9 protein-coding genes are annotated in these 13,854 nt (G+C 68.8%); 5 read left to right on the top strand and 4 right to left on the bottom strand.

Going from position 1 to position 13,854, the window contains the following annotated elements; genetic code table 11:
* Positions 1 to 56 precede the first annotated feature (56 nt).
* The 4 genes from V7E00_RS16845 (at position 57) to V7E00_RS16830 (ending at position 6,293) form a co-directional block, all read left to right on the top strand.
* The gene (locus V7E00_RS16845) at positions 57 to 1,574 is read left to right on the top strand and encodes a Do family serine endopeptidase (protein WP_333573753.1); all 1,518 of its coding nucleotides are present in this window, start codon (positions 57 to 59) and stop codon (positions 1,572 to 1,574) included.
* 67 nt (positions 1,575 to 1,641) lie between these two features.
* Entirely contained in the window at positions 1,642 to 3,240 is a 1,599-nt protein-coding gene (locus tag V7E00_RS16840; RefSeq protein ID WP_333573752.1) for a helicase HerA-like domain-containing protein, read from the top strand.
* A gap of 104 nt (positions 3,241 to 3,344) precedes the next feature.
* Complete coding sequence (locus tag V7E00_RS16835; RefSeq protein WP_333573751.1) at positions 3,345 to 4,256, top strand: phosphatase PAP2 family protein; 912 nt, start codon at positions 3,345 to 3,347, stop codon at positions 4,254 to 4,256.
* Between the two features lie 90 nt (positions 4,257 to 4,346).
* A complete protein-coding gene (locus V7E00_RS16830; RefSeq protein WP_333573750.1) occupies positions 4,347 to 6,293 on the top strand; it encodes an OPT family oligopeptide transporter in 1,947 nt (648 codons plus the stop codon).
* Positions 6,294 to 6,341: 48 nt separating this feature from the next.
* Here the strand turns inward: V7E00_RS16830 and V7E00_RS16825 are convergent, their stop codons facing one another.
* The 3 genes from V7E00_RS16825 to V7E00_RS16815 form a co-directional block, all read right to left on the bottom strand.
* Positions 6,342 to 7,775 carry a mannitol dehydrogenase family protein gene (locus V7E00_RS16825; RefSeq protein WP_333573749.1) on the bottom strand — a complete coding sequence of 478 codons (1,434 nt, stop codon included), beginning with the start codon at positions 7,773 to 7,775 and terminating at the stop codon, positions 6,342 to 6,344.
* Positions 7,776 to 7,807: 32 nt separating this feature from the next.
* Positions 7,808 to 8,719: a retroviral-like aspartic protease family protein gene (locus tag V7E00_RS16820; protein WP_333573748.1), complete on the bottom strand. Its 912-nt coding sequence runs from the start codon at positions 8,717 to 8,719 to the stop codon at positions 7,808 to 7,810.
* A gap of 146 nt (positions 8,720 to 8,865) precedes the next feature.
* On the bottom strand, positions 8,866 to 11,277 hold the full coding sequence (locus V7E00_RS16815) for a ligase-associated DNA damage response DEXH box helicase (protein WP_333573747.1): 2,412 nt from the start codon (positions 11,275 to 11,277) through the stop codon (positions 8,866 to 8,868).
* Positions 11,278 to 11,372: 95 nt separating this feature from the next.
* Here V7E00_RS16815 and V7E00_RS16810 point away from each other — a divergent pair, with 95 nt between their 5' ends.
* Entirely contained in the window at positions 11,373 to 12,779 is a 1,407-nt protein-coding gene (locus V7E00_RS16810; RefSeq protein WP_333573746.1) for a M20/M25/M40 family metallo-hydrolase, read from the top strand.
* Positions 12,780 to 12,782: 3 nt separating this feature from the next.
* Here V7E00_RS16810 and recF read toward each other — a convergent pair whose 3' ends face one another.
* Positions 12,783 to 13,850, bottom strand: coding sequence for a DNA replication/repair protein RecF (recF, locus tag V7E00_RS16805; RefSeq protein ID WP_333573745.1), 1,068 nt, complete (start codon positions 13,848 to 13,850; stop codon positions 12,783 to 12,785).
* Positions 13,851 to 13,854: the final 4 nt, after the last annotated feature.

The following is a 13,854-nucleotide window of genomic DNA, read 5'->3' as shown; positions in this document are numbered from 1 at the left end:
CTGGGTAGAAGCGCGCTTTGAGACGAATACCGTTCCTTTCGAGAGGAAATGACCCCGTGCGTTACGCCTACGCCTTGACTACCGCGATCCTGCTGGGTGGCGCTGCCACCGCACTTTCGCTCAACCAGCCGGCCGGCGCGCAGACCGCGCAGAACGAGCCGGGCACCATCCAGGCGGTGGCCCCCAAGGCCGGCGCGCCGATGAGCTTCGCCGATCTGGTCGCCCGCCTCCAGCCGGCGGTCGTCAATATCTCGACCACGCAGCGCGTGAAGGTGAATGCCAATCCGTTCGCCGGCACGCCCTTCGAGATGTTTGGCGGCGGCCAGGGCCAGTCGGTGACGCGCGAGGCGCAGTCGCTCGGCTCGGGCTTCATCATCTCGGCCGACGGCTATGTCGTCACTAACAACCATGTGATCTCCGCCGGTGCGCAGGGCGCGGTGGTCGAATCGATCACCGTCACCCTGGCCGACGGCCGCGATTTCAAGGCCAAGCTGATCGGCCATGACGCGCAGTCGGACCTCGCGGTGCTGAAGATCGACGGGGCGGCGCTGCCCTTCGTCAAGTTCGGCGATTCGGGCCGTGCCCGCGTCGGCGACTGGATCCTGGCGATCGGCAATCCGTTCGGCCTGGGCGGCACCGTCACCGCCGGCATCATCTCGGCAACGCACCGCGTCACCGGCGCCGGCGCCTATGATCGCTTCATCCAGACCGACGCCTCGATCAACCGCGGCAATTCCGGCGGCCCGATGTTCGATCTGAACGGCAACGTGATCGGCATCAACTCGCAGATCCTGTCGCCCACCGGCGGCAATGTCGGCATCGGCTTCGCGATTCCGGCCGAGGAAGCCAAGCCGATCATCGACAAGCTGATGAAGGGCCAGTCGATCACCCGCGGCTATCTCGGCATCGCGATGCAGCCCTTGACGAAGGAGCTTGCCGACGGCTTCGGCCTGCCCTCCGATCGCGGCACGCTGGTCGCGCGCGTCGAGCCCGGTCAGCCGGCCGAGAAGGCGGGCATCAAGCAGGGCGACGTGATCGTCAAGGTCAACGGCAAGGACGTGACGCCCGAGCAGACGCTGTCCTATATCGTCGCCAACGTCACGCCGGGCACGCGCATTCCGGTGGAACTGATCCGCGACGGCAAGCGCCAGACGGTGAACGTCACCGTAGCCGCGCGACCGCCCGAGGACCAGCTCACCCCGTTCGACCCCAGCGACCAGGACGGCGCGCAGGGCGATGACGGTGAAGACGGCAGCAGCGCCGCCACCGCCCCCACCGCGCTGCTCGGCGTTGGCGTCACGCCGCTGACTCCGCAGATCGCGCGTTCGATCGGCGTCGATCCCTCGATCGGCGGCGTGGTGATCCTCGGCGTCAACCCGAGCAGCGACGCGGCCGGCAAGGGCCTGCAGCGCGGCGACGTGATCGTCTCGGTCAACCAGCAGCCGGTGCGCACCGCGGCGGAACTCAGCCGCGCCGTGGCCGCTGCCAAGGCAGCCGGACGCAAGCAGGTGGTGCTGTTCATCCAGCGCAAGAACGCCGGCACCTACATTCCGGTCGCTCTCGCCGGGAACTGATCCGCCGCAAAACGGCTGACCAAGGCCCGTTTCTTCCTTATGCCTGCCCCCACAAGAGGAGCAGGGAATGGCGGAAGAGACGGGCCTTTTCGTTGGTGCAGCCGGGGACACGCGGATCGAACTCAACCTGCGCCGCGCCAACCGACATGGGCTGATCGCCGGCGCGACGGGCACGGGCAAGACGGTGACGCTGCAGGGCCTGGCCGAAGGCTTCTCCGCCGCCGGCGTGCCGGTGTTCGTGGCGGACGTGAAGGGCGATCTGGGGGGGCTCGGCATGGCGGGGTCGCCGCTCGCCAAGCCGCATGCCGCCTTCGCCGCGCGGGCGCAGGCAATCGGCGACGGCGGCTGGAAATACCAGGCGATGCCGGTACAGCTCTGGGACCTGTTCGGCGAACAGGGCCACCCGATCCGCGCCACCGTGTCCGAAATGGGCCCCTTGTTGCTCGCCCGGCTGATGGACCTCAACGAGGTGCAGGAAGGCGTACTGACCATCGCCTTCCACGTCGCCGATGCCGAAGGGCTGCTGCTGCTCGACCTCGACGACCTCCAGGCAATGCTCGCCCACTGTGCCGAACGCGCGGAGGAACTGTCGACCACCTATGGCAACGTCTCGAAGCAGAGTGTCGGCGCGATCCAGCGCCAGCTGCTCCAGATCCGCAGCCAGGGCGGCACGCATTTCTTCGGCGAGCCGGCGCTCGGCATCCAGGATTTCCTGGCGCACGACGATAACGGCCGCGGCGTGATCAACATCCTCGCCGCCGACAGGCTGATGGCGAGCCCGCGCCTTTATGCCAGCTTCCTGCTCTGGCTGCTTTCCGAGCTGTTCGAGACGCTCCCCGAGGTCGGTGATCCCGACAAGCCGGTGCTCGTCTTCTTCTTCGACGAGGCGCACCTGCTGTTCGACGACGCGCCCGAGGCGCTGCTCGACAAGATCGAGCAGGTGGTGCGGCTGATCCGCTCCAAAGGCGTCGGCGTGTACTTCGTCACCCAGAACCCCATCGACATTCCGGAGGACGTGGCGGCGCAGCTGGGCAACCGCATCCAGCACGCGCTGCGCGCCTTCACGCCGCGCGACCAGAAGGCGATCCGCGCCGCCGCCGAGACCTTCCGGGCAAGCCCCGGGCTGGACGTGGCGACCGCCATCACGGAGCTGGCGGTGGGCGAGGCGCTGGTCTCGCTGCTCCAGGCCGACGGCGCGCCGGCGCCGGTATCGCGCACGCTGATCCGCCCGCCCGCCTCGCGCGTCGGCCCGCTGGCGGTGGACGAGCGGAAGATCCTGATCGAGACCGACGCGATCGGCACCAAATACGACACTGCGATCGACCGCGAATCCGCCGAGGAACTGCTCGCCGCCAAGCGCGCCGAGGCAAGCGCCGCCGCCGCCGAAGCCCAGGCGCGGGATGCGGCTGAGAAAGCCGCCGCCGCACAGGCGAAGGAAGACGCCCGCCGCGCCAAGGAGGAGGAACGCGCCCGCATCGCGGCCGAGCGGGAGGCGGCGAACAACCCGCTCAACCGCGCGATCCGCTCCGCCACCCGCTCCGCATCGTCGGCGGCGGGGCGCGCGGTGGCGAACGAAGTGAGCAAGGCAGTGTTCGGCAGCAAGGGCGGCGGCGGCGTGCTGGGTCAGGTGGTGCGCGGCGTGCTGGGCGGCCTGTTCCGCGGCTGAGTGGAGCTTGGCGCGGGAAGATTCGCGCGGTCGCCCGCGGGCGATAGGCTCAATGCAACGTTAAGGCTTCCCCGCCAAATTCCGCGCGATCGGAAGGGGGAAGCGTGACGCGCAAAACATTGTGGCGAGGGGTCGCCATCAGCTTGCTGTGCTGCGCGCTGGCGTGCTGGCTTACCGGGCTGCGCGTGACCGAGGATTCGGCGGACCGTGTTGTGCTGGCTTGCATGTTGCTCATCGTCGGGCTTCTTGCCGACCCGGCACGGCTGGGTCGGGCGGCCTGGCTGGTCGAAGCGATCGAGGCGATCGCGCTGCTCGCCCTCATCGGCATGCTCGGCGCGGTATCGAGTTATGTCGTACTCTGGCATGCGGGCCCGCTGGCGGACCCGCTGCTGGATCAGCTGGACCACAGCCTTGGCTTCGACTGGGTCCAGGTGCGCAAGACGGTTGCGATGCGTCCCTGGGCGATGGAATTGCTGGAGCGGGCATATCGGGCCTGCTTCTGGCTACCCTCGGCCGCCATCTTGCTGTTGTGCGCATCGGGACGCACCGCGCGGGTGCATCGGTTGCTGTCGACCTTCGGTCTCACGATCCTGCTGGGTCTGCCCCTTTTCTACCTGCTTCCCGCTGCGGCGGCATTCGACTTCTACGCCTACGCACCGCTGCCGCCCAACGCAGAACATTATGGCAGGCTGATTGCAGCGCTGCACGCGCATCGCCTGCACGCAATCGATTTGAACGACCTGGGGGGAATTATCAGCTTCCCGAGCTTCCATGCGATCATGGCCCTCTTGTTCGCATGGGCTCTCTGGCCGATCCGCTACCTGCGTCCACTGGCGCTGCCGACGAATGCGGCGATGTGGCTGGCCGCGATACCGATCGGCGGGCATTATCTGGTGGATGTCATCGGTGGGTCGCTGGTCGCGATTGCAGCGCTCCTCCTGACGCGCACCTCAGCAGCACGCGCCTCTGCCCGGCCCCAGGCTTCCGCCGCAGGTCTTGCAGTGCAACGCGGCTGAAAAGGCCCCTGTCCAAAGCCGGCACGCAATGCCACGGTGCACCTTGAAAGCCTGGGTCGTCCGGGCAGAACAACCCGGAGCCCCTTGCGCATGGCCATAGCCCCTGCCCGCGCGCCGCTTGAACTCACGCTGCGCGGCGTGCTGCTCGGCGGCGCGATCACGCTGCTGTTCACTGCCGCCAATGTCTATCTCGGCCTGAAGATCGGGCTTACCTTTGCCACCTCGATCCCCGCCGCGGTGATCTCGATGGCGATCCTGCGCTTCTTTCCCGGATCGACGATTCTCGAAAACAACATCGTCCAGACCGTGGCGAGCGCGGCGGGGACGCTGGCCGCCATCATCTTCGTGCTGCCGGGTCTGGTGATGATCGGCTGGTGGAACGGCTTCCCCTATGTCGAGACCGCCGCGATCACGATGTTCGGCGGCATCCTGGGCGTGATGTTCTCGGTGCCGCTGCGGCGTGCGCTGGTGGTCGATTCGCCCGACCTTCCCTATCCGGAGGGCCGCGCCGCCGCCGAGGTGCTGCAGGTCGGCGCCGGCAGCCGCGAGGGCGCCGAGGAGAGCGCGCGCGGGCTGAAGGTGATCGTGGTCAACGCGCTCGCCTCGGCGGGGTTCGCGCTGGTCACCCGGATGAAGCTTGCCGCCGAAGAGGGCGCGGTGTTTTTCAAGGCGGGCGCAGGCTCCACCGGGATCATCGGCGGGCTGCAATTCGCGCTGATCGGCGCAGGCCACCTGATCGGCCTCACCGTGGGCATTGCCATCCTCGTCGGCGTGGCGATCGGCTGGTGGATCGCGCTGCCGATCCTCAGCGCCGGCATGCCGGGCGCGGCGGAGGCTGTGGCGAACACCGTGTTCCGCAGCGACGTGCGCTTCCTGGGCGCCGGCGCGATCGGCATGGCGGCGATCTGGACGCTGCTCAAGATCATCGGGCCCGTCATTGGCGGCATCCGCTCCTCGCTCGCCGCCTCGGCCGCCGCACGCAGCGGCGCGGTGGTGCCGGTCGGCGAGCGCGACCTGCCGATCGGGATCGTCGCGGTGGTGACGCTGGGGATGCTGCTGCCGATCGGGTGGCTGCTGTGGAGCGTGCTGGCGGCCGGACCGCTCTCCGCCTCGGCGGGGCTGCTGGTCGCAGGTTCGCTCGTGTTCGTGCTGGTGGTCGGGCTCGTGATTGCCTCGGTGTGCGGCTATATGGCGGGCCTGATCGGCGCGTCGAACAGCCCGGTCTCGGGCATCGGCATCCTCTCGGTAGTGGCCGCGTCGCTGATGCTGGTGGGGCTGTACGGCCGCAACCTCGAGCCGGGCACGACGCAGGCGCTGATCGCCTATGCGCTGATCGTCACCGGCATCGTGTTCGGCGTGGCGACCATCTCCAACGACAATCTCCAGGACCTCAAGACCGGCCAGCTGGTGGGTGCGACGCCGTGGAAGCAGCAGGTCGCGCTGATCTTCGGCGTGATCTTCGGCAGCCTCGTCATCCCGCCGGTGCTCAGCGTGCTCAACGCCTCGTTCGGCTTTGCCGGGGTGGCGGGCGCCAGCGCCGATGCGCTGCCCGCCCCGCAGGCGGCGCTGATCTCGTCGCTCGCCAAGGGCGTGCTGGGCGGTGATCTCCGCTGGGACCTGATCGGCGTGGGCGCGCTGATCGGTGCGGGCGTGATCCTCGTCGACGAGGTGCTGGCCCGCACGAGCAAGCTGCGGCTACCGCCGCTGGCGGTCGGCCTCGGCATCTACCTGCCGATGGGCGTGACGCTGACGGTGGTGGTCGGCGCGGTGGTCGGCTGGTTCTACGACCGCGCCGCCGAGCGCGCCCGCGATCCCGAGTTCGTCAAGCGCATGGGCGTGCTGATGGCCACCGGCATGATCGTCGGCGACAGCCTGTTCGGGGTGCTCTACGCGGGCGTGGTGTATGAGACGGGGAGCGAGTCCCCGCTGGCGCTGGTGGGGCCCGGGTTCGCAGGCGTGGCGCTGGCGGGGGGCACGCTGCTGTTCCTGGCCGTGACCGCGGGGCTGTACCTCTACACGCGGCGGCAGGCGCGCTAGCGCACCTCTTCCCCCCTCCCGCTTGCGGGAGGGGGGAAGAAGAAGGGCTCAGCCCGCGAGCAGCGCGCCCAGCTTTCCCTGCTGGATCGCGGCAAACGCTGCCCCCAGCGCATCGCGGTACCGCACATCCTCCGCCACGCGCGCCGGGAACACCTGGCGCAGCGCCAGCACCGCCTCGACTGGCGCCGCATCGGTCGCAGCAGCGGCGAGCACCTCCGCCAGCGGATCGGTGATCGCCTCGCCTGCCTTGGCCTTGTTGGCGAGGAACGCGATCCACGCGGCCACCGGCACCACGAGCCGGTTGACCGACCGCCCCGCATCCAGCGCCGCCGCCGTCGTGTCGAGCAGGCGGTAGGGCAGCTTCTGCGAGCCATCCCAGGCGATCTGCGACAACAGATGCCGGATCGCGGGATTGCGGAACCGGCCCAGCACCGCGTCTACATAGCCCGGCACGTCCAGCCCATCGACCGGGCCCAGCGACGCCGCGATGTCCTCGTGTGCCAGCCGCGTCACGAAGCCGCCCAGCGCGCCATCCGACATCGCCTCGAACACCGTCTCATGGCCCAGCACCAGCCCGATATAGGCCAGGCTGGAATGGCTGCCGTTGAGGATGCGCAGCTTGGCCTGTTCATAGCCGCGAACGTCGTTGGTCAGCGTCACGCCCGCCGCGGCGAGATCGGGGCCATCCTCCAGGTCGAAGCGCTGCAGCACCCACTGGGTGAAGGATTCGCGCTGCACCGCCGCCTTGTCCTCGACGCCGAGCTCGCCCGCCACCCTGGCGAGGAACGCGGTGTCGCTCGCCGGCGTGATCGAATCGACCATTGAGTCCGGGAAGGCCACTTCGGCGGCGATCCAGTCGGCAAGGCCCGCATCCCATTCGCGCGCCAGCGCCACGCAGGCGGCGCGGAGCTTGCCGCCATTGCCGGTCATGTTGTCGCAGCAGAGCATCGCGAAGGGCGCCACGCCCGCCGCGCGGCGATCGGCAAGGCCGGTGACGATCCAGCCGATCACGCTCGCCGGCTCGGCGGGACGCGTGCGATCGTGGACGATGTCGGGATGGCCCATGTCGAGCGTGCCGTCGCCGCCCAGGCAGTAGCCCTTCTCGGTCACCGTGCTGGTCGCCAACCGCACCTCGGGGCTGGCGAGCAACGCGCGGAGGCGCGAACCTTCGCCGGGGCCGATCGCCTCCGAATGCGCGGCGATGATGCGGGTGGAAGGCTCGCGGTCGATCACCGCCAGCGTGTACAGCCCGTCCTGCGCCTTCAGCGCGTCCGTCGTCGTGCCGCTGCGCAGCGACACCGCCGCGATGCCCCAACGGGGATCACTGTCCAGCACCCGATCGATAAACGCCGCCTGGTGTGCGCGGTGGAAGGCGCCGGGGCCGAAATGGACGATGCCGGTGCGAATCGCGGCCGGGTCATGGCCGGGGCGGAGGATGCCGGCAGGAAGCTCGGCAAGCGAAGCGCGCGAAAGCGAGGTCATATGGTCAGGCCAATCAGACCCGACGGGTAAAGTCAATCGCGGGCGGTGGACCCGAAGGAGGGCGGCAACAGCGGGCGGGTGAAATCGGGCCGGCGCTCGCGAAAGCCGCGCGGCAGGAAGAACCGCACCTGCCGATTGGGAAAATCAATCTCCACCCGGCGGAAGCTGCGCATCGCATCCATGCCCAGCATGATCGCCGGGCGCTTGGTCAGGCCGAAGCGCTTGAACGGCTCGGCTTCAGCGAAGGCGACCGGCAGCGTCTCGAACGCGACATTGCTCACGCGCATCGAGGGGACCTGGCCATATTGCGCATGCGTCTTGCCGCCATCGACGCTGGTCAGTTCGATCTCCTGCAACATACCGACGCTGCGGCCGACCTTCCGGCGCAGCGCCTCGTTGCCCATCGTCACCTGCGAGCCGGTGTCGAGCACGACCTGGACGCGGGTATTGGCGTAATAGGCGTCGGTGACGATCAGCTGGCCGAACTGATCCTTGGCGGTCACGATGATCTCGTCCGGATCATGCTTTTCGCCCCGCTTGCGCTTCACGCTCGGGCGCACCGCCATGGTGGCGGTATCGAAGTCGATCGTCACCTGGTGATCGCGCAACGTATCGATGCCGAGCAGCCCCGCGGCGCCGATATTGGCCGCCTCGAAGGCTGGCGCGACGATCGTGTGGGACGTCCCGATCGATTCGATCCGGAGATCGGGGACGATCACGGTCGCAACCAGGCTGCGGCCGGTCATCGAGGTGACGTGCACCGCGGCGCCCGCCGCCAGCCCCAGCCTTCCGGCAAGCTCCCGCGAGACCACGGTCCGTTCGGCCCCGGTATCGATGATGAAATTATAGGGGCCCTGCCGAGTGATCGCGACAGGCACCGTAAGCCGGGCGCTCGTCTCGCCCAGCGCCAGCTGGATCGCATCGGGCTGTGCTGCCGGAGGCATGGTTTCAGGATCGGTCCGCACACCAACGGGGCTGCTTGCCACTAGGCCCAGCGGCACGCCCCAGAAGAGCAAAGAGGACGAGACTCCGAACATTGCCGAAATCTACGCCTGTCCATGTTGCGCAGCAATCCCGCAAAAGAACGGGGTCAGTCGAGCCGCATCGCCTCGGCAGCAATTGCCTCCGCCTCTTCGAGCAGCGCATCTTCGGTGGAGCCCTGGGCCACCGACTCGCGCCCGATCATGATCAGTACCGGGACTGCCATCGGGCTCACCCGTTCGAGATCGACGTGGAGCATGCGATCACCGGCTTCGTCGAGCAGCCGGGCGAGCCGGCCAACATCGGTCATCTTCGCGCGCGCATCTTCCCAGGCGGCGCGGAGCAGCAGGTGATCGGGCTCGTATTTTCGCAGCACATCATAGATCAGGTCGGTGGAGAAGGTCACCTGCCGCCCGGTCTTCTTCTTGCCAGGATGCTGGCGCTCGACCAGCCCGCCGATGATCGCCACTTCGCGGAACGCGCGCTTGAGCAACGCCGAGCCCTGCACCCAGTCGACGAACTCATGCTCCAGGATGTCGGGCGAGAAGAGCGGGCGCGGATCGGCGATCTTCTCCAGCCCATAGACCGCCAGCGCATAGTCGTTGGCGACGAAGCCCAGCGGCTTGAGGCCCATCGCCTCCATCCGCCGGGTGACCAGCATCCCCAGCGACTGGTGCGCATTCCAGCCCTCGAAGCTGTAGATCACGAGATGGTGCCGCCCTTCGTGCGGGAAGGTCTCGACCAGCAGCTGGCCCGGCGCCGGCAGCGTCGAGCGACGGTCCTGCGTCTCGAGCCATTCGCGCACGTCGGCCGGGAAGCGGGTCCACTGGCTGCGATCGAACAGGAAGGTCCGCACCCGGTCCGCAAGGTTGGCGGTGATCGCCAGCCGCGCGCCCATATAGCTCGGCACCCGCGCCTGTTTGGCGGTGGCGCGGACGATCAGGTCGGTCGCCTCCACCCGCTCCACTTCCAGCGCCAGCCCCGCAAAGAAGAAGGTGTCGCCGGGCGAGAGCGAGGCGGCGAACCCCTCCTCCACCTTGCCCAGTCGCTTGCCGTTCTTGAACCGCACCTCGAGCATCGGCGATTCTACGATGATGCCGGCGTTGAGCCGATGCTGCGCGATGAAATTGGGCTGGGTGACCCGCCAGACGCCGTCCTTGCCCTGGGTCAGCCGCTTGAACTTGTCATAGGCGCGCAAGCTGTAGCCGCCGTCGGCGATGAAGTTCAGGACGCGGTCGAACACCTCCTCGGTCAGCGCCGAATAGGGCAATGCTGCACGTACTTCCTGCAGCATGTCGGCGGCAAGGAAGGGGGCGGCGCAGGCGCAGCCCATTACGTGCTGGGCGAGCACGTCGAGCGCGCCGGGACGGAAGATGTCCGGGTCGAGCTCGCCCGCCTCCACCGCGTCGAGCGCGGCGCGCGCCTCCAGATATTCGAAGCGGTTGCCGGGGATCAGCACCGCCTCGCTCGCCTCGTCGAGCCGGTGATTGGCGCGACCGATTCGCTGGAGCAGGCGCGACGAGCCCTTGGGCGCCCCCATCTGGATCACGCAATCGACATCGCCCCAGTCGACGCCGAGATCGAGGCTGGCGGTGGCGACCAGCGCGCGCAGCCGCCCGTCGGCCATGGCCTGTTCGGCCTTCTGCCGCGCCTCCAGGCTGAGGCTGCCGTGATGCACGCCGATCGGCAGCTTCAGTTCGTTCACCTTCCAAAGCTGCTGGAAGACGAGTTCGGCCAGGCCCCGCGTGTTGCAGAAGACGATGGTCGTCTTGTGCGTCTCGATCTCCGCCATCACCTGCGGGATGGCGTAGATGCCCGAATGCCCGGCCCAGGGCACGCGGCCCTCGGGCAGCAGGATGGCGATGTCGGGATCAGCCCCCTTCTCGCCCTGCACCAGCGTCACCGAATCGATGTCGCCATAGGGGGCGAGCCAGGCGCGATAGCCGTCCGGATCGGCCACGGTCGCGGACAGGCCGACTCGGCGGAAGCCGGGCGCCAGCCGCTCCAGCCGGGCAAGCGCCAACGCCAGCAGGTCGCCGCGCTTGCCCGTGGCGAAGGCGTGGATCTCGTCGATCACCACCGTTTTCAGCCCGGCAAACATCGTCAGGCTGTCCTCATAGGAGAGCAGCAGGCTGAGCGATTCGGGGGTGGTCATCAACACCTGGGGCGGGCGGGCGCGCTGGCGTACCTTCTTCTCGTGCGGGGTGTCGCCGGTCCGCGTCTCGACCCGGATCGGGAGACCCATCTCTTCGATCGGGGTCAGTAGGTTGCGCTGCACGTCCACCGCCAGCGCCTTGAGCGGCGAGATGTAGAGCGTGTGCAGCCCTTCGGCCGGCGCCTCGATCAGTTCTGCCAGCGTCGGCAGGAAACCGGACAGCGTCTTGCCCGCACCGGTGGGGGCAACGAGCAGCGCGTGGCTGCCCGCTCGCGCCGCCGCGAGCATGTCGCGCTGGTGCCGCCGCGGCGCCCATCCGCGGGCGGCGAACCAGTCGGCCAGAGGGGCGGGGAGATCGGCGGGCACCGCTTCTATGTAGGGAGCGGTTCGTCCGATGGGGAGACGCTTCCCTTGCTGGCCGTCTCATGCTCCATTGCGTGCAGGGCAAAAGGGGAAACCAGATGAAGACGCTTCTCGCCGCCACCGCCGGGCTTGCGCTCGCGATCGCCGCACCCGCTGCGGCGCAGACTCGGCCCGATCAGGCCAAGTTCTTCGAACTCTACAAGGAACTCGTCGAGACCAACACGGTGGTGAATGTCGGCAGCTGCACCCAGGCAGCCGAGCAGATCGCCGCGCGGATGAAGGTGGCCGGGTTCAAGGACGCGCAGCTCACGCTGTTTTCGACGCCCGAGCATCCCAAGGACGGCGGGCTGGTCGCGGTCTATCCCGGCACGTCGAAAAAGGCGAAGCCGCTGCTGCTGCTCGCGCATATCGACGTGGTTGCCGCCAAGCGCGAGGACTGGACCCGCGATCCGTTCAAGCTGGTCGAGGAGAACGGCTATTATTACGCCCGCGGTACCGTCGACGACAAGGCGATGGCAGCGATCTGGGCGGACACGCTGATCCGCTTCCAGCAGGCCGGCACCAGGCCCAAGCGCACGATCAAGCTGGCGCTGACCTGCGGCGAGGAGACGACCTGGGCGTTCAACGGCGCCGAATGGCTGGCCAAGAACAAGCGCGACCTGATCGACGCCGAATTCGCGCTCAACGAAGGCGGCGGCGGCAAGTCGGACGGGCACGGCAAGGTGCTCGTCCAGAGCATGCAGGTCGGCGAGAAGGCGGTGCAGAACTTCCGGCTGGAGACCAGCAATCCGGGCGGCCACAGCTCGATTCCCGTGCCGGAGAACGCGATCTACCAGCTTGCCGACGCGCTGGTGAAGATCCGCGCCTATGACTTCCCGCTGGAACTGTCCGACACCACCCGTGCCTATTTCGTCAAGGCAGGGGGCGCGCGCAGCGACGCGCTGGGCAAGGCCATGGTGGCCATCGCCGCCAATCCCTCCGACAAGGCGGCGGAAGCGCTGCTCAACACCGACCGTGTCTACCATTCGATGCTGCGCACCACCTGCGTCGCGACCTTGCTGGAGGGCGGCCACGCCAACAACGCCCTGCCCCAGCGCGCCGCCGCGAACATCAACTGCCGCATCTTCCCCGGGCACAGCAGCGAGGAAATCCAGAAGGCGCTGGCGGCGGCGATCGGCGACGCCAGGGTGACGATCACCATGGTCCCGCCGGTGCGGCCGATCGCCAAGCCGCCCGCGCTTGACCCCAAGGTGGTCGGGCCGGCCGAGAAGCTGGTCGCGAAATATTTCCCTGGCGTGCCGCTGGTGCCGACCATGTCCACCGGCGCAACCGACGCGATCTTCCTCGCCGCCGTCGGCATCCCGACCTATGGCGTGCCCGGCCCCTGGGGTGATCCGGACGGCAACGGCGTCCACGGTCTCAACGAGCGGGTGGAGATCCGCTCGCTCTATACCGGCCGCGACTATCTGTTCGATCTGGTGAAGGCGTACGCCGAGCAGGAGTGAGGCTCAGGCGGGCTCGATCCTGCCATCGGCCACCCGGTAGCGGGTGGCCGTGGCGGGCACCGCGTCGAACAGCGCGGGTTCGGTGCCGGTCATCCACACCTGCCCCCTGCCCGCCAGCCGGTCGAACAGCGCCGCACGCCGGCCGGGATCGAGATGCGCCGCGACCTCGTCGAGCAGGAGGATCGGGGGCGTGCCGGCCCGGTCCGCCACCAGTTCGGCATGGGCGAGGACGATGCCCAGCAGCAGCGCCTTCTGCTCGCCGGTCGAGCAGAGATGCGCGGGCTGGGCCTTGTCGAGGTGGGTGACCTGCAGGTCGGCACGGTGCGGTCCGGTGAGGGTGCGGCCGGCGGCGGCATCGCGGCGGCGGCTCTCACGCAGCGCGGCAGCAAGCGCGGGGGCGTCGCCCTGCCAGCCTTCCAGCGTGAGGCCGGCACGCGCAAAGGGCCCCGCCGGCTGGTCGGCGAGCCGCGCGCCCAGCGCGGCCACGGCATCGCGCCGGGCCGCATCAATCGCCGCGCCATGCTCGGCCATCCGGGCTTCCAGCGCATCGAGCCAGGCTGGGTCGGGCGGCCGTTCGTCGGCGAGCAGCCGGTTGCGCTCGCGCATCGCGGCCTCGTAGCGCGTCGACTCGTGCGCGTGGCGGGGGTTGAGCGCGAGCGTCAGCCGGTCGAGGAAGCGGCGGCGGTCGCCCGGCGCCTCCAGGAACAGCCGGTCCATCGCGGGGGTGAGCCACAGCACCACCAGCCATTGCCCGAGGCTGGTCGCCGCGGCGGTGGCGCCGTTCACCCGCACGATCCGCCGCTCGGGGGCGTCGGCCCGGGTGCCGGTGCCGATCTCGGCTTCGTCGAGCGTCGCGGCGATGCCGAAGCCCCCCGCCCCGCCCTGCCGCGCCATTTCGCTCAAAGGCGCGCCGCGCAGGCCGCGCCCGGGGGCGAGCAGCGACACCGCCTCCAGAATATTGGTCTTGCCGGCGCCATTCTCGCCGCTCAGCACGACGAAGTCCGCCCCCGGGGTCAGCAGGGCATCCTCGTGGTTGCGGAAGTCGGTGAGCAGGAGACGCTTGACGGCCATGCCA

The sequence above is a fragment of the Sphingomonas sp. genome, from assembly GCF_036731925.1.
Lineage (GTDB): Bacteria > Pseudomonadota > Alphaproteobacteria > Sphingomonadales > Sphingomonadaceae > Sphingomonas.
The sequence above is the reverse complement of the archived record's forward strand: the minus strand, read 5'-3'. Positions and strand labels throughout refer to the sequence as shown.

Bases quoted from the DNA above. Each gene is read 5' to 3' on its own strand.
- V7E00_RS16840 (WP_333573752.1), top strand. From the start codon at position 1,642: ATGGCGGAAGAGACGGGCCTTTTCGTTGGTGCAGCCGGGGACACGCGG.
- V7E00_RS16830 (WP_333573750.1), top strand. From the start codon at position 4,347: ATGGCCATAGCCCCTGCCCGCGCGCCGCTTGAACTCACGCTGCGCGGC.
- V7E00_RS16825 (WP_333573749.1), bottom strand. From the start codon at position 7,775: ATGACCTCGCTTTCGCGCGCTTCGCTTGCCGAGCTTCCTGCCGGCATC.
- V7E00_RS16820 (WP_333573748.1), bottom strand. From the start codon at position 8,719: ATGCCTCCGGCAGCACAGCCCGATGCGATCCAGCTGGCGCTGGGCGAG.
- V7E00_RS16810 (WP_333573746.1), top strand. From the start codon at position 11,373: ATGAAGACGCTTCTCGCCGCCACCGCCGGGCTTGCGCTCGCGATCGCC.
- recF (WP_333573745.1), bottom strand. From the start codon at position 13,850: ATGGCCGTCAAGCGTCTCCTGCTCACCGACTTCCGCAACCACGAGGAT.